This is a genomic window from Streptomyces sp. NPDC030809 (assembly GCF_055572195.1).
The window spans coordinates 118,087-134,549 of the sequence record NZ_JBVIDV010000009.1 but is presented as its reverse complement, the minus strand read 5'-3'; the positions used below and the strand labels follow the sequence as shown (position 1 = coordinate 134,549).

The window sequence follows — 16,463 nt, the reverse complement described above, 5'->3', positions numbered from 1 at the left end:
TCGCCCGGGGTCCACCCCTTGACCAGGGCTTTCGCGGGGTACGGGCCGTGCTGCCGGGGGCGGGGACGCAAACGGGCCGTACCCCCGCGGGGAGTACGGCCCGTCCTGCGTGCGGGTCAGCGGACCTCGGTGATCTCCGGGCCGCGCTCCAGCTGGCCCATGCCGCCGGAGAAGCGGGAGCCGTCCTGGTCCTCGGTCTGCACGTCGTCCGGCACCATCTGGGCGTCGTTCGGCAGCTTCAGGACGATCGGGTCGCGCGGGGCCATGGGGCCCTCGCCGCGCACCACGACGGTGTCCCGGAAGATCTGCTCCAGCAGGCCGGCGGCCTCGGGCTGCACCGCGCCCTGGCCGGAAATCACACCGCGCAGGAACCAGCGCGGGCCGTCGACGCCGACGAACCGCACGAGCTGGACACCGCCGGTGCCGTCCGGCAGCTGCACCGGGACCTGCGCCCGCAGCTCCCAGCCCAGCGGGCCTTCGACCTCGTCGATGATTCCGCCCTGCTGGGTGATGCCCGAGGCGATCTCCTCGCGCACCTCGCCCCAGATGCCCTCCTTCTTGGGGGCGGCGAAGGCCTGGAGCTGCACCGCGCTGTCGCGCAGCACCACGGTCGCGGCGACGATCGCGTCACCGGCGACCTCCACGCGCAGTTCCATGCCCTCGACCCCGGGCACGAAGATGCCGCCCAGGTCCACGCGGCCCTCGCCGGGCGCGGTGACCTCGGAGAGGTCCCACGGGCCGTCCGGCCGCGGGGCCGGCGGCAGGTTGACCCTGCGCTGCCCGCCGGTGGTCAGACCGGCGAGCTCATCGGCGTCCTGCCCGGCAGCGACACCATCGACGACCTGCTCGGCCTCGTCGCTCCCGCTGACGGAGCTGCTCTTCTTGCGACGTCCGAACACGTCACTGTCCTTCCCGGTCGGATACGACCGAAGCGTAGCCAGTCCCACCCTGCTGCCCAGCGCCGGATCCGGCCACGGCCGCATGCCCGCCGGTCGACCCGAATCCCCCCTCGGCCCGTGCCGACCCGGGAAGTTCCGCCACCTCGTGGAAGCGCACCTTCTCGACCCGCTGGACAACCAGTTGGGCAATGCGGTCGAAGCGCTCGAACCGGACGCTTTCGCGCGGGTCGAGGTTGACCACAATCACCTTGATCTCCCCACGGTACCCGGCATCCACCGTCCCTGGGGCATTCACGAGGGCGAGCCCGCAGCGGGCCGCCAGCCCGGAGCGCGGGTGGACGAAGGCTGCGTAGCCGTCCGGCAGGGCGATGGAAACGCCGGTGGGCAGCACGGTCCGCTCTCCGGGAGCGAGCTCGGCGGCCTCCGTGGTCACCAGGTCGCAGCCGGCGTCGCCGGGGTGGCCGTACGCCGGAATGGGGACCTCCGGGTCGAGCCTGCGGATCAGTACGTCCACGGGAGCGTGGTTCTGGGACATCAGGGGTTCACCTCGAAGGCGCGTGCGCGCCTGACCTGGTCCGGGTCGGCCATGGCCGCCCGGATCTCCTCGGGACGGCCGTTGTCGATGAAGTGGTCGACCTTCACCTCGATGAAGAGGGCCTCGGCACGGACCGCGACCGGGCCCCCCGGTCCGCCGATGCGGCCGACCGCGCGGGAGTAGATCTTGCGCCCGGCCACGGCCGTGACCTCGGCCTCCAGGTGCAGCACCGTGTCCACGGGGACGGGCCGTACGAAGTCGGTCTCCAGCCTGCCGGTCACCGCGATCACCCGCAGCAGCCAGTTCAGCGAGCCGAGGGTCTCGTCGAGCGCCGTGGCCAGCACCCCGCCGTGGGCGAGGCCGGGCGCGCCCTGGTGGGCGGGCTTGACGGTGAACTCGGCGGTGACGCTGACGCCCTCCCCGGCCCGCGCCTCCAGGTGCAGGCCGTGGGGCTGGCCCTCGCCGCAGCCGAAGCAGTGGCCGTAGTGCGCACCGAGGAGCTCGCCCGGTGCAGGGGCGTCGGGGTGCCGGACGGGCGCGGTGGCGTCGTCCGGGGGCGTCAAGGCCGTGTTTCGTCCACTCACAGGCGCAGACCTTACCCGCGCGGCTACCCGCCGGTCGCCCCGTGCCAAGCTTGGGGCATGCAGCTCCCCGTCTCGCACCACGACGAACGTCTGACCGCTCCGCGCTCCTGGTGGGCCGTCGCCGCCCTGACGGGGGTCGCCTGCGCCCTGATGCTGCTGCCGCTGGGCGTCCTCCCGCTGGTGGCCGGCCTGGTGGCGGGCACCGCGCTCGCGGGGCTGCTGGTGAGCTCGTACGGATCGGCGCGGGTGCGCGTGGTGGGCGGCGTGCTGGTCGCCGGGGACGCCCGGATCCCGGTGACGGCCCTGGGCGAGCCCGAGGTGCTGGACGCCGAGGAGGCGCGGGCCTGGCGCACGTACAAGGCGGACACCCGGGCGTTCATGCTGATGCGCAGCTACGTGCCGGGGGCGGTGCGCGTCGAGGTGACCGACCCGGCGGATCCGACCCCGTACGTGTACCTGTCCACGCGGGAGCCGCAGGCGCTGGCCGCGGCGCTGCGGGCGGCGCGGATCCCGCAGCAGGCGGACGGCGGGGCGTAGGCGGGGCGGCGCGGGGGCCGCTGGGATCCGGAGAGCCGGAGGTCCCCGGATCCGCCCGGCGCGCACGGCGGCGGGCGGCCCGGTGGCGCTGTCAGCGGTCCGGCCCCGCGGGGCCGTCCAGGGGCCTGGGGCGGCCGGTCTCGGGCAGCGGGTCCGCGTGCCGGTCGAGCGGCGGGAGCTGCGGGAGGGCGTCCCAGGGGACGGCCCGGCGCCGCAGGTCCTCGCGGACCTTGGCGGCGAGGCGCAAGGTGTCGCGCCGGTTCATCAGGGCGCCCACTGCGGCGCCGACCATGAACGGGATCAGGTTCGGCAGGGTCCGGACCATCCGCTTCATGATCTGCTGGCGGAGTTCGCGCTTCATCCTGCCGCCGAGCGCCGCGTTGACGGCGGCGGGCTTGGTGACGTCGATGCCGCGCTCCTCGGTCCATGCGGTGAGGTACGCGAGGCTGCGCTCCTTGAGCGCGCCGGGCGGGCGGAGGCCGTAGACCTCGTGGAGCTCGGCGATCAGCTTCAACTCCACGGCCGCGACGCCGGTGATCTCGGCGGCGATCTCCGCGGGCATCGCCGGCGGCACGGGCAGCATCGCGGCCGCTCCGATGCCGGCGCCGACGGTGGAGCTGCTGTGGGCGGCGCCCGCGACCAGCTTGTCGGCGATCTCTTCGGGCCCGAGGCCCGGGAACTGCGCGCGCAGGGTGGCGAGGTCCCGGACGGGGATGCGCGGGGCGACCTCGATGACCAGGTCGGCCAGGTGGGCTAGCCCCGCGCGTGCTCCTTCGCCGCCCTTGCGGACACCGTGCAGGACGGCATCCACGGCCTTCTCGGCCCCGGCGCTGCGGTACAGGCGACGCGCCCCGGTCTTCAGCCGGGGCTCTGACGGCCTCTGGCCTTCGTCGCCCCCACCGGACGGTGCCGGCACGGCGGAGGGCACGGAGGAGGCGTCCAGGCCCGTTTCCGGGCCCGTGCCGCCTTCGTACGCCTCCGCGGATCCCAGCTCCTTCCGGAAACGTCGTTTCCGGAACGGCGTCGCGCCTGCCACGACGGACGTCAGTCGCAGTCGACGCAGATGGGCTGGCCGTTCTTCTCGCGCGCGAGCTGGCTGCGGTGGTGCACCAGGAAGCAGCTCATGCAGGTGAACTCGTCGGCCTGCTTCGGCAGGACCCGGACGGCGAGCTCCTCGTTGGAGAGGTCCGCGCCGGGCAGCTCCATGCCCTCGACGGCCTCGAACTCGTCCATCTCGATGTTCGAGTTGGACTTGTCGCTGCGCCGGGCCTTCAGCTCTTCGAGGCTGTCGTTGTCGACGTCGTCGTCGGTCTTGCGTGGGGTGTCGTAATCCGTTGCCATGTTCGCTCTCCCCCTCTGGGTGTTAGCGGTGTCTCAGCGCACGTAACGCGCGAGAGGCCGGACTTGTGCCCGACCTGAGGCGGAGATTTTGCCTCACATCAAGGTCTGTTACTCAATCGACACCCAGCCGCACGCCTGAAGGGGCGACCGGCTGGGATGGCGAACGGGACCGTACACGGTCCGGTGGTGGTGATGCACGGGCGCCACCCCGTGTATTTTCCGCCTTTCAGGTGGCCGGAAACCCGGACTTTCCCGGGCTTTCCGGCCCCCTGGGGGTCACGGAACGTGCATGACCCGGCACACTGAACTGTGATCGATCACACATGAACCGACATTGTGCAAGTGTGGCAGATTTCGCTCGAAGCGAATATCCCACCCAAGTCGGACATGGCCCGCTCAGAGCGGGAGCGTGACACGCATCACCAGGCCACCGCCCTCGCGGGGCACCGCGGCGATCCGTCCGCCGTGCGCCCGGGCCACCGATCGCGCGATCGACAGGCCCAGCCCGACACCCTTGTCACTGCCGGTGCGCTCGGTCCGCAGCCGCCGGAACGGCTCGAACAGATTGTCGATCTCGTACGCGGGAACCACGGGACCCGTGTTCGACACCATCAGCACCGCTTGGCCGTGCTGGGCCTCGGTCGTGACCTCGACCCAGCCGCCCTCCGGCACGTTGTAGCGCACGGCGTTCTGCACCAGGTTCAGGGCGATCCGCTCCAGCAGGACCCCGTTGCCCTGCACGACGGCGAGCGCCCGCTCCCCGCGGATCTCCACCCCCTTGGCCTCGGCCTCCGCCCGCGCCTGGTCGATGGCCCGGGAGGCCACCTCCGCCAGGTCCACCGGCTTGCGCTCCACGATCTGGTTCTCGCTCCGGGCGAGCAGCAGCAGGCCCTCCACGAGCTGCTCGCTGCGCTCGTTGGTGGCGAGCAGCGTCCTGCCGAGCTGCTGGAGCTCGACCGGGGCCGCCGGGTCCGAGAGGTGCACCTCCAGCAGGGTGCGGTTGATCGCCAGCGGGGTGCGCAGCTCGTGGGAGGCGTTCCCGACGAACCGCTGCTGGGCCGTGAAGGCCCGCTCCAGCCGGTCGAGCATCTCGTCGAAGGTGTCGGCGAGCTCCTTGAGCTCGTCGTCCGGCCCGTCCAGCTCGATCCGCCGGGTCAGGTCCGAGCCCACCACCCGGCGGGCGGTACGCGTGATCTTCCCCAGCGGGGAGAGCACCCGGCCGGCCATCGCGTAGCCGAAGGCGAAGGCGATGATGCTCAGGCCCAGCAGGGCCATGAGGGAGCGGCTGAGCAGGTCGTCCAGGGAGTGCTTGCGCTGGGTGTCCATGCAGGCCGCGACGGCGGTGTTGAACTGCTCGATGGTCTGCTTGCCGCCGACGGCGGGGCAGGTGGAGCTGGTGACCTGGATCTCCTGGCCGTCCACGATCCGGAACGGCGGCGAGCTGCCCACCTGCAGCGCCTGCGCCGCGAGCAGGTAGATGATCGACAGCAGCAGGATGCCGGCGATCAGGAACATGCCGCCGTACAGCAGGGTCAGCCGTATGCGGATGGTGGGTCTGAGCCACGGGAACGGGCTCTCCAGCTGGGCGGGGTCCCAGGTCGGTTTCGGGGGCGCCGACGGGGGCGGCGGAGTGCTGGCCACCCGCGTCAGATCCGGTAGCCGGAGCCGGGCACGGTCACGATGACCGGCGGCTCGCCCAGCTTGCGCCGCAGGGTCATGACGGTGACCCGCACCACGTTGGTGAACGGGTCGGTGTTCTCGTCCCAGGCCTTCTCCAGGAGCTGCTCGGCCGAGACCACGGTGCCCTCGCTGCGCATGAGCACCTCCAGCACGGCGAACTCCTTGGGTGCGAGCTGCACCTCCTTGCCGTCGCGGAACACCTCGCGGCGGTTCGGGTCCAGCTTGATGCCGGCCCGCTCCAGGACCGGCGGCAGGGCCACGGTCGTACGCCGTCCCAGCGCGCGGACCCGGGCGGTCAGCTCGCTGAAGGCGAAGGGCTTGGGCAGGTAGTCGTCCGCGCCGAGCTCCAGGCCCTCCACGCGGTCGCTGACGTCGCCGGAGGCGGTGAGCATCAGCACCCGGGTGGGCATGCCGAGCTCGACGATCTTCCGACAGACGTCGTCCCCGTGCACCAGGGGGAGGTCGCGGTCCAGCACGACCACGTCGTAGTCGTTGACCCCGACGCGCTCCAGGGCCGCCGCGCCGTCGTACACGACGTCGACGGCCATCGCCTCCCGGCGCAGTCCGGTGGCCACCGCATCGGCGAGCAGCTGCTCGTCCTCGACGACGAGTACGCGCACGTCGATTTCCTTCCTCGTAGCCCATCGGGCGGGGTGTGTCGGATGCCCGGAGCGGTCTCCTGAGCCTCTCCATCCTGCCGGTTTCGGCCGTAAACCGGCTGTAAGACGCCCCTTGCACAGCGGAGGCGAGGATTCCCGGGCCTTGCGAGGTTTCTGCGTCCCGGGAGGCGGGGAGGACGACTGCACGCCCTCAACCAACCCCCTCCAGAGCGGCGTGCCATGCCCCGGCCGAGGAAGAGGAGGCGCACCATGGACGCATTCACCGCAGGTCTTCTGCAGCGCATCAAGACCACGGAGTCCGACCTCACACGGGCGCGCGAGACCGGCGACGACTTCCTCGCGGAAGTCGAACAGGCGGAGCTGGAAGATCTGCACCGCCTGGCCGCCGAACACGGCGTAGCCGTCTCCGCAGCCTGACCCGACCACGAAGGCCCCGGTCCACCCGAGGTGGACCGGGGCCTTCGTATGTCCGCGCCGGTCGTCCCGGCCCGCCGTCGGGGGACCCGCCCGTCGTCCGGGGACCGCCCGGGCGCCGGGAGGCCCGCCGGGCGCTGCTCAGTCGTGCCAGGCCCCGGCCGCCTCCAGCAGCGCCTGGAGCGGCCCGAAGACCGCCGGGGTGGCCGCCACCGCCAGCTGCCCGGAAGCGGGCTCTCCCGGCCGTCCGCCGGTCAGGGCGCCCGCCTCGCGGGCGATCAGCTCCCCCGCCGCCAGGTCCCAGGGGTGCAGCCCGCGCTCGTAGTAGCCGTCCAGCCGGCCGGCGGCCACGTCGCACAGGTCCACCGCGGCCGAGCCGCTGCGCCGGATGTCCCGCAGCTCCGGGATCAGCCGCTGCGCCACGTCCGCCTGGTGGCTGCGGACGGCGTGCACGTAGTTGAAGCCCGTGGCCACCAGCGCCTGGTCCAGCGGGGCCGCCGCCCGGCAGCGCAGCGGTCCGCCGCCCGCCAGCCAGGCCCCGCCGCCGCGCACCGCGTGGTAGGTCTCCCCGCGCATCGGGACGGCGACCACCCCGGCCACGGTCTCGCCGTGGTACTCGGCGGCGATGGACACCGCCCAGGCGGGGAGGCCGTACAGGTAGTTCACGGTGCCGTCGAGCGGGTCGATCACCCAGCGCACCCCGGTGGTGCCGGGGCTGCTGGCGCCCTCCTCGCCCAGCAGGCCGTCGTCCGGACGGTGTTCCGCCAGGAACCCGGTGATCAGCTTCTCGGATGCGAGGTCCATCTCGGTGACGACGTCGATCGGGCTCGACTTGGTGGCGGCCACGCCGAGGTCGGCGGGGCGCCCGTCGCGCAGCAGCTCCCCGGCCTGCCGGGCGGCCTCCAGGGCCAGCCCGAGCAGCTCGGCGGTCAGCGGGTCGGTCACGGGGTCGGTCTCCTCAGGTGCGGTGCGGGGGCGCGGAGCGGCGTGCGGGCCGGCGGCTACGCGTACGGGCTGTCTGCGCCGGCGGCGGCGGGGCGCGGGGCGCGGGCCGGGCAGCAGCCCACCGGGCACACGTCGTGGCTCTGGCCCAGCATGCCCACCCAGCACTCCGGCGGGTGCTCGCCGCGCTCGCGGGCGGCGCGTTCCAGGACCAGTTCGCGCACGGCCGCGGCGAAGCGCGGGTCGGCTCCCACGGTGGCGGAGCGCACCGCCGGCAGGCCCAGCTCGGCGGCCTTGGCGGTGGCCTCGGTGTCGAGGTCGTACATGACCTCCATGTGGTCCGAGACGAAGCCGATGGGCACCATGACGACCGCCGGGACCCCGGCGGCGTGCGCCGCCTCCAGGTGGTCGCAGATGTCGGGCTCCAGCCACGGGATGTGCGGGGCGCCGCTGCGGGACTGGTAGACGAGCTGCCACTCGTGGGCCCGTCCGGTGCGCTCGGCGACCCGGTCGGCGATCACCCGGGCCACGTCGAGGTGCTGCTTGACGTAGGCCCCGCCGGCGCCGCCCTCGGTGTGGTCGGCGACCGGGCCCGAGGTGTCCGCGGCGGCCGTGGGGATGGAGTGGGTGGTGAAGACGAGGTGTGCGCGGTCGCGCACCTCCTCGGGCAGCGCGGCCAGCGCCTCGGTCACCCCGTCGGTCATCGGCTCCACGAAGCCGGGGTGGTTGAAGTAGTGCCTCAGCTTGTCGACCCGGGGCACGTCCAGCCCTTCGGCCTCCAGCGCGGCCAGCGCGTCGGCGAGGTTCTCCCGGTACTGGCGGCAGCCGGAGTACGAGGCGTAGGCGCTGGTCGTGAGCACGGCGATGCGGCGGTGCCCGTCCCGGACCATCTCGCGGAGGGTGTCGGTCAGGTACGGGGCCCAGTTCCGGTTGCCCCAGTGGACCGGCAGGTCCAGCCCGTTGTCCGCGAAGTCCTTGCGGAGGGCGGCGAGCAGCTCGCGGTTCTGGGCGTTGATGGGGCTGACCCCGCCGAAGCCGAAGTAGTGCTGTCCGACCTCCTTGAGGCGCTCGCGGGGGATGCCGCGGCCGCGGGTCACGTTCTCCAGGAAGGGCACCACGTCGTCGGGGCCCTCCGGGCCGCCGAAGGACAGCAGCAGCAGGGCGTCGTACGGGCTGGCGGCGGTCTCATCACGCTGGTCTGGCATGACCGGAATCCTGCCACCCGGGGGCCACGGGCGGTAACCGGCGCCGCTCCGCAAGACAGGTAAGGTCTACCTAACTTCCCTGTTCGAAATCCCGTGCGGGCGCGGCCCCTCCGCCGTAACATGTACGGGCCACACACCTGCCTCCCGGAGGGCCCCTTGGCCAGTCCCTACCGCGCCCTCTTCGCCGCCCCCGGCACCCGCGCCTTCACCGCCGCGGGCCTCCTGGGGCGGATGCCGCTCTCCATGCTCGGCATCGGCATCGTGACGATGGTGTCCCAGCTCACCGGCCGGTACGGGCTGGCCGGAGCGCTCACCGCAACCCTGGCGCTGTCCGCGGCCGTGCTCGGGCCGCAGGTCTCCCGGCTGGTCGACCAGCACGGGCAGCGGCGGGTGCTGCGGCCCGCGGTGCTCGTGTCCGTGGCGGCGGTCGCCGGGCTGCTCCTGGCGGCCCGGCTGGAGGCCCCGGACTGGGTCCTCTTCGCCTGCACCGCCGTGGCCGGCTGCACGCCCAGCATCGGCGCCATGCTCCGGGCCCGCTGGACCGCCCTCTACCGGGAGTCCCCGCGCGAGCTGCACACCGCGTACTCCTTCGAGTCCGTCATGGACGAGGTGTGCTTCATCATCGGGCCCATCGCCTCCATCGGGCTGTCGACCGTCTGGTTCCCCGAGGCGGGGCCGCTGATCTCCGCGGTCTTCCTGCTGGCGGGCGGCTGGTGGCTGACCGCCCAGCGGGCCACCGAGCCGGCCCCGCACCCCCGGGTCCCGGGCGCGGACCGCACCTCGGCCCTGCGCTCCCCCGGCCTCCAGGTGCTGGTGGCCACCTTCACCGCCACCGGGGCGATCTTCGGCTCCATCGACGTGGTGACCGTCGCCTTCGCCGAGGAGGAGGGCCACAAGGCCCTCGCCAGCGTGGTGCTCGCCGTCTGGGCCCTGGGCTCCTGCCTGGCCGGACTCGGCTTCGGCCTGCTCCATCTCAAGGGGCGGAAAGAACGCACCTGGGTACTGGGCATCTGTGCGATGGCCGTGAGTATGATCCCCCTCCTACTGGCCGGGAACCTTCCGTTTCTGGCCGTGGCGCTCTTCGTCGCAGGCCTGGCCATCGCTCCCACGATGGTGACCACGATGGCCCTGATCGAGGCGCACGTACCACGCGCGAAGCTGACCGAGGGCATGACCTGGACGGGCACCGGGCTCGCGGTCGGAGTCGCGCTCGGGTCCTCCGTGGCCGGCTGGGTCATCGACTCCGCCGGGGCGCGGTCCGGGTACGTGGTCTCCATCTCGGCGGGGGCGGCCGCGGCGGCGGTGGCGTTCGCGGGTTACCGCAGGCTGACGAGGCCCGCGCAAGGGGAGGAACCCGATGGGTACGACGAGCACGAGGGCAGGCCGGACCGCAACACCGAGCACGTGGCGTAACTGGGCGGGGACCGTCTCCGCCACCCCCGTCCGGACCGTCGCCCCGACCACGGTGGCCGCGGTCCAGGAGGCGGTGCGCCGGGCGGCGGCCGACGGCCTGAAGGTGAAGGCGGTCGGCACCGGCCACTCCTTCACCGCGGCAGCGGCCACCGACGGGGTGCTGATACGCCCGCAGGCCCTGTCCGGGATCCTGGAGATCGACCGCGCGGCCGGCACCGTGAAGGTGGCCGCGGGCACCGCCTTGAAGGACCTGAACGTGGCGCTGGCCCGCGAGGGCCTGTCGCTCACGAACATGGGCGACATCATGGAGCAGACCGTGTCCGGGGCGACGAGCACCGGCACCCACGGCACCGGCCGGGACTCGGCCTCGATCGCCGCCCAGATCCGCGCGCTGGAGCTGGTCACCGCCGACGGCAGCCTGGTGGCCTGCTCGGCGGACGGCAGCCCGGAGGAGCGGGAGCTGTTCGCGGCGGCCCGGATCGGCATCGGCGCCCTCGGCATCGTCACCGCGATCACCTTCGCCGTGGAGCCGCTGTTCCTGCTGACGGCCCGTGAGGAGCCGATGCGCTTCGAGCAGGTGACGGCGGAGTTCGACGAACACTTCGCGGAGAACGAGCACTTCGAGTTCTACTGGTTCCCGCACACCGGCAACTGCAACACCAAGCGCAACAACCGCAGCGCCGGCCCGGCCGCCCCGCCCGGCGCGTTCGGCGCCTGGATCGAGGACGAGCTGCTGTCCAACGGGGTCTTCCAGGTGGCCTGTTCGGTGGGCCGGGCGTTCCCCGGGGCGGTTCCCGGCATCGCCCGCGTCGCCAGCCGCGCCCTGTCCGCCCGTACGTACACGGACATCCCGTACAAGGTGTACACCAGCCCGCGCCGGGTGCGGTTCGTGGAGATGGAGTACGCCCTGCCGCGGGAGCGCGTGGTCGGGGCGCTGCGCGAGCTGAAGGCCATGGTGGAGCGCTCGGACCTGCGGATCGGCTTCCCGGTGGAGGTGCGCACCGCGCCCGCCGACGACATCACCCTGTCCACGGCCTCGGGCCGGGACAGCGCGTACATCGCGATCCACATGTACCGGGGCACCCCGTACCATGCGTACTTCACCGCCGCCGAGCGCATCTTCACCGCGCACGGCGGGCGGCCGCACTGGGGCAAGGTGCACACGCGGGACGCGGAGTACCTGGCCTCCGTCTACCCGCGCTTCGGCGAGTTCACGAAGCTGCGCGACCGGCTGGACCCGGACCGGGTGTTCGGCAACGACTACCTGCGCCGGGTGCTCGGGGACTGAGGGGACCGGGGCCGGGGCGCCGGGCTACCGCGCCTGCGCGTCCCCGCTCCCGCCGCCGGCTCCCGCGCCGGCCTCCCCGGTGCCGTTTGCGCCGCCCATGCCGCCGCCGTCCGCGGCCGGCGGCTGCGAGGGCTCCTTCGACTTCGAGGGGCCCGGGTCCGGGGTGGGCGTGGGCTTCGGGGTCGGGGTCGGGGTCGGCGTGGGGGTGGGAGTCGGGTCGGGAGTGCCGGACGGGGCCGGATCGGGATCCGGGGTGGGCCGCGCCGGGCCGGTGCCGGCGCCGCCGTCCGGCCTGTTGCGGCGGTCCTCCCCGCCGGAGCGCGGGGTGGCCGGGGCGTCCGGAGCGCCCTTCCCGCCCCCGTGCCCGGAACCGCCGGTGATGGCCGTGCGCAGGGTGGAGGAGCCGCCACCGCTGAGGTTCGAGCCGGACAGGCCCTCGTAGGCGGTGATGCCGCCCATCGAGACGCCGAAGACGAGGGCGGCGGCCAGCGCGGTCCGCTTCCACCCGCGGACCCGGGTGCCGTGGGTGGACGCGGCGCCGAACTGCCCCTCGCCGGGGGCGTGCACGGGGGCGCGCAGGAGCATGGTGCGGTCGTGCCGGTCGTGCGCCGGGAGCGCACGGGTGGGGTCGGCCGCGTGCAGCAGCCGGGTCTGCTCCCCGGGACCCGAAGCCGGCCCGGGCGGTACGGGGACCTGCCGGGCCTTGGGGCGGGCGGCCTCGCCCACCTCCCGCAACTGCTCGCCGGTGCGGCGGAAGACGTGCTGGATCACCGGGCCGCCCGCGGTGGCGACCACGCTGACCACGCCCGCACCGAGGATGGTGCCGTAGACGCCCAGCTTGGAGGCGAGCACGGCGGCGGCGACCGTGGCGAGGGAGCTTCCGGCGACCTGGGCGAGGCTCAGGTCGATCCGCTTCCCCTTCTCCTCCCCGTCCTGCCCGCCGGTGTTCTCCTCGTCCTTGCGTGCCACCTGCATGCCAACCTCTGCCGTGTACCGCGACGCCGCTTACAGCAGTTACTGACAGATGGGCGAAGAAGATAGTTCCATTTTTGGTGATTCTGTGAACCATGACACCCCAAATCACCCGCAGCCCAAGGGGCCGTAGGGCACCGGCGCCTTCAACTCCCCGGCCACGGGACAACTTCGGCGGCGCGGCGGTCCACCGAGGTGGCCCGAATGGAGTACTGTGGCGAGCCCTGGGACCGTCCGTCCTTTCGGATGTCCGGACCCGGGAGAGGGGGCCGGTTGATGGAGAAACGGCACTCGACACCGGCGGCGCCGCGGCACCGCACGGCCGCCTGATGCGCAGAGTGACCAACCGGTCACTGTCCGTGGCCAACAGGTAACCGTGCCATAACGGCGATCAAGGGCGCATGCCCGACACGCCGGTTTAACTCGGCAAGGTTGTGGCAGGCTGCACCCGGGCAGGCCACACTCGACTAGCGGAAGCAGCGACGCACGTGACGTCGGCAGGCACCACCCGGGAGGTCCCCATGCCCGAACTGCGTGTCGTGGCCGTCTCCAATGACGGCACACGACTGGTGCTCAAGGCTGCGGACAGCACGGAGTACACCCTTCCGATCGACGAGCGGCTGCGTGCGGCGGTCCGCAACGACCGGGCGCGGCTCGGGCAGATCGAGATCGAGGTGGAGAGCCACCTCCGGCCCCGGGACATCCAGGCGCGGATACGGGCCGGTGCCTCCGCTGAGGAGGTCGCGCAGCTCGCGGGCATCCCCGTGGACCGGGTCCGGCGCTTCGAGGGACCGGTGCTCGCGGAGCGGGCGTTCATGGCGGAGCGCGCCCGCAAGACCCCGGTGCGCCGCCCCGGTGAGAACACGGGCAACGGACCCCAGCTCGGCGAGGCGGTCAACGAACGCCTGCTGCTCCGCGGGGCCGAGAAGGACACCGTGCAGTGGGACTCCTGGCGCCGTGACGACGGCACCTGGGAGGTCCTGCTGGTCTACCGGGTGGCCGGCGAGCCGCACTCGGCGAGCTGGACGTACGACCCGCCGCGCCGGCTGGTGCAGGCGGTCGACGACGAGGCCCGCTCGCTCATCGGCGAAACGGACGACCTGCCCGCGGCTCCCGAGCCGAGCTTCCCGTTCGTGCCCCGGATCGCGCGGCTGCCGCGCGACCGGCCGCTCGACCGTGCGCTGGACCGCCAGCTCCCGGCCGTGGCCTCCGCCGGGGCGCCCGCGGAGCCGGAGGAGGAGCGGGACTCGCTGACCAGCCTGCTGGAGGCGGTGCCCAGCTTCCGCGGGGACCTGGTGGTGCCGGAGCGCCCGGCGCCGCTGGAGAGCGCGGAGGAGGCGGAGGCCGAGGAGCCGCCCGCGGCCTCGGCGGCTTCGGCCGGCTCGGCGTACGCGGACGTGCTCATGCCGCGCACGGTGGCCGGGCACCGGGAACGCCTCACCGGCACCACGGACCGCCAGGCCGAGGCCGACGGCGTCCGCCCCGGCCGCCGAGCGGCCGTACCGAGCTGGGACGAGATCGTCTTCGGCACGCGCCGCAAGAAACAGGAGTAGCACGGCAGAAGCACCACGGGCAGGGCCCGGCGGACACACCCGCCGGGCCCTGCCCGCGCCCTGCCCGTGCTGCTCGGGGCCGCGCGGCCGTGCGCTCGGGACCGCGCACCCGGCCTGACGGAATCCGGGGTCGGGCGGAATCCGGGGCCGGGCGGTCCGGCGGTCAGAGCGGGTCCGGGCCGGTGGCCACCGGGCGGGACTCGTCGGAGGACCACTGCGACCAGCTGCCCGCGTACAGCGCGGCCGGGATCCCCGCCACCTCCAGCGCGAGCACCTCGTGCGCACCCGAGACCCCCGACCCGCAGTACACCCCGACCGGCGCCCCGCCGGCCGCGCCCAGGGCCGCGAACCGGGCCCGGAGTGCGGCGGGCGCGAGGAACAGCCCGTTCGCCGCCACGTTTTCCGTGGTGGGCGCCGAGAGCGCGCCCGGGATGTGCCCGCCGATCCGGTCGATGGGCTCCACCTCGCCGCGGTACCGCTCCCCCGCCCGCGCGTCGAGCAGCACCCCGCTGCGCGCCAGGGCGGCGGCCCCGTCGGCGTCCAGGAGCCCGAGACCGCCCGGAGTTGGCTTGAAATCGCCCTCCTCCGGTGCGGGAATCTCGGTGGTGACCGGACCGCCCGCCTCGGTCCAGGCGGCCAGCCCCCCGTCCAGGACCCGGACCTCCGTGTGCCCCGCCCAGCGCAGGAGCCACCAGGCGCGCGCCGCCGCCCAGCCCAGCCCGCCGTCGTACACGATCACGGGGGTGTCCCGGCCGACCCCGGCCCGCCGCATGACCGCCCCGAAGGCGTCCGTGTCGGGCAGCGGGTGCCGCCCCTGCTTCCCGTCGCCCACCGGGCCGGCGAGCTCGTGGTCCAGGTCGACGAAGACCGCTCCGGGCAGGTGCCCGGCCTCGTACGCGGGACGCTGGTCGGGTCCGCCCAGCTGCCAGCGCACGTCCAGCAGCACCGGCGGGCGGGCGTCCGCGAGCCGGTCCCCGAGCTCGGCGGCGGAGATCAGGGGGGAGCCCTCTGAGGGGGTGTGGGTAGTCATGCGGCCCATCTTCCTCCCCGCCGGCGGGCGCCGTGTAACAACACCGACATCCGGAGCCCGTACCGATTCGGACATCTCTGCCCCGGACGCGGTGAAAGCGGCGCGGCCGGACGCACCGGGGCTCCGGGAGTGCGAGCATCTGGCCCACAACGTGCAGCGCAGCGTGCGCACTGGGGCACGGAGAGAGGCGGCCATGAGCGATTCGGGGATGCGGCGCGCGCCCGGCACACCGTGCTGGGTCAGCCTGATGGTGCACGGTCTGGGCGAGATCGAGGACTTCTACGCCGCCCTGTTCGGCTGGGAGTACGCCCCCGGCCCGGCCCAGCTCGGGCCGAACGTGCGGGCGTCCCTCAACGGGCAGGACGTGGCGGGCATCGGACAACTCCCGCCCGACCGGCACCTGCCGACGGCCTGGACCACGTACCTGGCGACGGACGACGCGGACTCGACCGCGGAGGCCATCCGCAGCTGCGGCGGCACGGTGGCGGTGGGGCCGCTGGACGCGGGCGGGGCGGGGCGGGTCGCGATCTGCTCCGACCCGATCGGGGCGGTGTTCGGGGTGTGGCAGGCGGGGGCGCACGTGGGCACCCGGCTGACCGGGGTGCACGGGACGCCGGCCTGGAACGAGCTGGTGACCCAGGACACGGGGGTGGGGAAGTTCTACCAGTCGGTGTTCGGGCACCTCACCGAGGCGGTGGTCTCGGCGGACATGGACTACCTGACGCTCCATCTGGAAGGGCGCCCGGTGGCCTCGGTGCACGGCGTGGGGCGGGCGCTGCCGCACGACCGGGGCGCGCACTGGATGACGTACTTCCAGGTCGACGACCCGGACGCGACGGCGGCCCTCGCGGCCGGACTCGGCGGCCGGATCCTCCAGCCGGGGCGCGAGGCGGAACGGGGCCGCACGGCGGTCCTGGCGGACCCGGAGGGCGCGGTCTTCACAGTCATCCACTGACCCCGCCCGGGGTACCGGGGCCGAGCCCCGAGCCTTCCAGCCCCGCGCGGGCACGCTCCAGCCCCGCCGGGCAACCTCCAGCCCCGCCGGCGCTTGAGGCGCGCGGTACGGGGCGGAGCCCCGGGCCTTCCAGCCCCGCGCGGGCACACCTACAGCCCCGCCGGCGCTTGAGGCGCGGGGTCTGGGGCAGAGCCCCGGGCCTTCCAGCCCCGCGCGGGCACGCTCCAGCCTCGCCGGGCAACCTCCAGCCCCGCCGGCGTTTGAGGCGCGCGGTACGGGGCGGAGCCCCGGGCCTTCCAGCCCCGCGCGGGCACACCTACAGCCCCGCCGGCGCTTGAGGCGCGGAGTCTGGGGCAGAGCCCCGGGCCTTCCAGCCTCGCGGGGCACACCTCCAGCCTCGGCGGGGGGGGGGGGGGGGGGGGGGGGGGGGGGGGGAAAGGGGGGGGGGGGGGGGGGGGGGGGGGAGGGGGGGGGGGGGGGGGGGGGGGGGGGGGG

General features: G+C 73.9%; 17 protein-coding genes. 6 read left to right on the top strand and 11 right to left on the bottom strand.

The annotated features are described in order from the left end of the window. Positions 1-116: 116 nt before the first annotated feature. From ACZ407_RS14745 to ACZ407_RS14735, 3 genes are read right to left on the bottom strand one after another with little or no spacing between them, the layout of a single operon-like run. A complete protein-coding gene (locus tag ACZ407_RS14745) occupies positions 117-899 on the bottom strand; it encodes a DUF3710 domain-containing protein (RefSeq protein WP_468128431.1) in 783 nt (260 codons plus the stop codon). A gap of 1 nt (position 900) precedes the next feature. Then, the gene (gene dut, locus ACZ407_RS14740; protein WP_468128430.1) at positions 901-1,434 is read right to left on the bottom strand and encodes a dUTP diphosphatase; all 534 of its coding nucleotides are present in this window, start codon (positions 1,432-1,434) and stop codon (positions 901-903) included. Then, positions 1,434-2,018: a PaaI family thioesterase gene (locus tag ACZ407_RS14735; RefSeq protein ID WP_468128429.1), complete on the bottom strand. Its 585-nt coding sequence runs from the start codon at positions 2,016-2,018 to the stop codon at positions 1,434-1,436. Before ACZ407_RS14735 ends, dut begins: the two co-directional genes overlap by 1 nt. Positions 2,019-2,075: 57 nt before the next feature. Between ACZ407_RS14735 and ACZ407_RS14730 the strand changes: the two genes are divergently transcribed. Then, complete coding sequence (locus ACZ407_RS14730) at positions 2,076-2,555, top strand: DUF3093 domain-containing protein (RefSeq protein ID WP_468128428.1); 480 nt, start codon at positions 2,076-2,078, stop codon at positions 2,553-2,555. A gap of 91 nt (positions 2,556-2,646) precedes the next feature. Here ACZ407_RS14730 and ACZ407_RS14725 read toward each other — a convergent pair whose 3' ends face one another. From ACZ407_RS14725 to ACZ407_RS14710, 4 genes are all read right to left on the bottom strand, one after another. Beyond that, positions 2,647-3,591, bottom strand: a complete 945-nt coding sequence (locus ACZ407_RS14725; RefSeq protein WP_468128427.1) for a hypothetical protein — start codon at positions 3,589-3,591, stop codon at positions 2,647-2,649. Positions 3,592-3,599: 8 nt separating this feature from the next. Then, the gene (locus tag ACZ407_RS14720; RefSeq protein ID WP_226731851.1) at positions 3,600-3,896 is read right to left on the bottom strand and encodes a DUF4193 domain-containing protein; all 297 of its coding nucleotides are present in this window, start codon (positions 3,894-3,896) and stop codon (positions 3,600-3,602) included. A gap of 396 nt (positions 3,897-4,292) precedes the next feature. Further along, positions 4,293-5,537 (bottom strand): sensor histidine kinase, encoded by a 1,245-nt coding sequence (locus tag ACZ407_RS14715; protein WP_468128426.1) that lies wholly within the window; start codon positions 5,535-5,537, stop codon positions 4,293-4,295. A 5-nt stretch (positions 5,538-5,542) separates the two neighbouring features. Then, a complete protein-coding gene (locus tag ACZ407_RS14710; RefSeq protein WP_150206941.1) occupies positions 5,543-6,196 on the bottom strand; it encodes a response regulator transcription factor in 654 nt (217 codons plus the stop codon). Between the two features lie 249 nt (positions 6,197-6,445). Here ACZ407_RS14710 and ACZ407_RS14705 point away from each other — a divergent pair, with 249 nt between their 5' ends. Continuing rightward, the gene (locus ACZ407_RS14705) at positions 6,446-6,613 is read left to right on the top strand and encodes a hypothetical protein (RefSeq protein WP_468128425.1); all 168 of its coding nucleotides are present in this window, start codon (positions 6,446-6,448) and stop codon (positions 6,611-6,613) included. Between the two features lie 138 nt (positions 6,614-6,751). On the opposite strand, the gene ACZ407_RS14700 is transcribed toward ACZ407_RS14705, so the two are convergent. Both ACZ407_RS14700 and ACZ407_RS14695 read right to left on the bottom strand, forming a co-directional pair. Next, positions 6,752-7,555 (bottom strand): inositol monophosphatase family protein, encoded by an 804-nt coding sequence (locus tag ACZ407_RS14700; protein WP_468128424.1) that lies wholly within the window; start codon positions 7,553-7,555, stop codon positions 6,752-6,754. A gap of 56 nt (positions 7,556-7,611) precedes the next feature. Next, positions 7,612-8,757 carry a ferrochelatase gene (locus ACZ407_RS14695; RefSeq protein ID WP_468128423.1) on the bottom strand — a complete coding sequence of 382 codons (1,146 nt, stop codon included), beginning with the start codon at positions 8,755-8,757 and terminating at the stop codon, positions 7,612-7,614. Between the two features lie 156 nt (positions 8,758-8,913). Here ACZ407_RS14695 and ACZ407_RS14690 point away from each other — a divergent pair, with 156 nt between their 5' ends. Together ACZ407_RS14690 and ACZ407_RS14685 are read left to right on the top strand one after the other, a co-directional pair. Then, on the top strand, positions 8,914-10,170 hold the full coding sequence (locus ACZ407_RS14690) for an MFS transporter (protein WP_468128422.1): 1,257 nt from the start codon (positions 8,914-8,916) through the stop codon (positions 10,168-10,170). Continuing rightward, a complete protein-coding gene (locus tag ACZ407_RS14685; protein WP_468128421.1) occupies positions 10,115-11,458 on the top strand; it encodes a D-arabinono-1,4-lactone oxidase in 1,344 nt (447 codons plus the stop codon). The genes ACZ407_RS14690 and ACZ407_RS14685 overlap by 56 nt, the downstream gene beginning before the upstream one ends. Before the next feature lie 24 nt (positions 11,459-11,482). On the opposite strand, the gene ACZ407_RS14680 is transcribed toward ACZ407_RS14685, so the two are convergent. Beyond that, positions 11,483-12,433, bottom strand: coding sequence for a hypothetical protein (locus ACZ407_RS14680; RefSeq protein ID WP_468128420.1), 951 nt, complete (start codon positions 12,431-12,433; stop codon positions 11,483-11,485). Between the two features lie 518 nt (positions 12,434-12,951). Here ACZ407_RS14680 and sepH point away from each other — a divergent pair. Continuing rightward, entirely contained in the window at positions 12,952-13,983 is a 1,032-nt protein-coding gene (gene sepH, locus ACZ407_RS14675; protein WP_468128419.1) for a septation protein SepH, read from the top strand. A 163-nt stretch (positions 13,984-14,146) separates the two neighbouring features. Here the strand turns inward: sepH and ACZ407_RS14670 are convergent, their stop codons facing one another. Further along, the gene (locus ACZ407_RS14670; protein WP_468128418.1) at positions 14,147-15,013 is read right to left on the bottom strand and encodes a sulfurtransferase; all 867 of its coding nucleotides are present in this window, start codon (positions 15,011-15,013) and stop codon (positions 14,147-14,149) included. Between the two features lie 193 nt (positions 15,014-15,206). On the opposite strand from ACZ407_RS14670, the gene ACZ407_RS14665 reads away from it, so the two are divergent. Continuing rightward, positions 15,207-15,968: a VOC family protein gene (locus tag ACZ407_RS14665; RefSeq protein WP_468128417.1), complete on the top strand. Its 762-nt coding sequence runs from the start codon at positions 15,207-15,209 to the stop codon at positions 15,966-15,968. Positions 15,969-16,463: the final 495 nt, after the last annotated feature.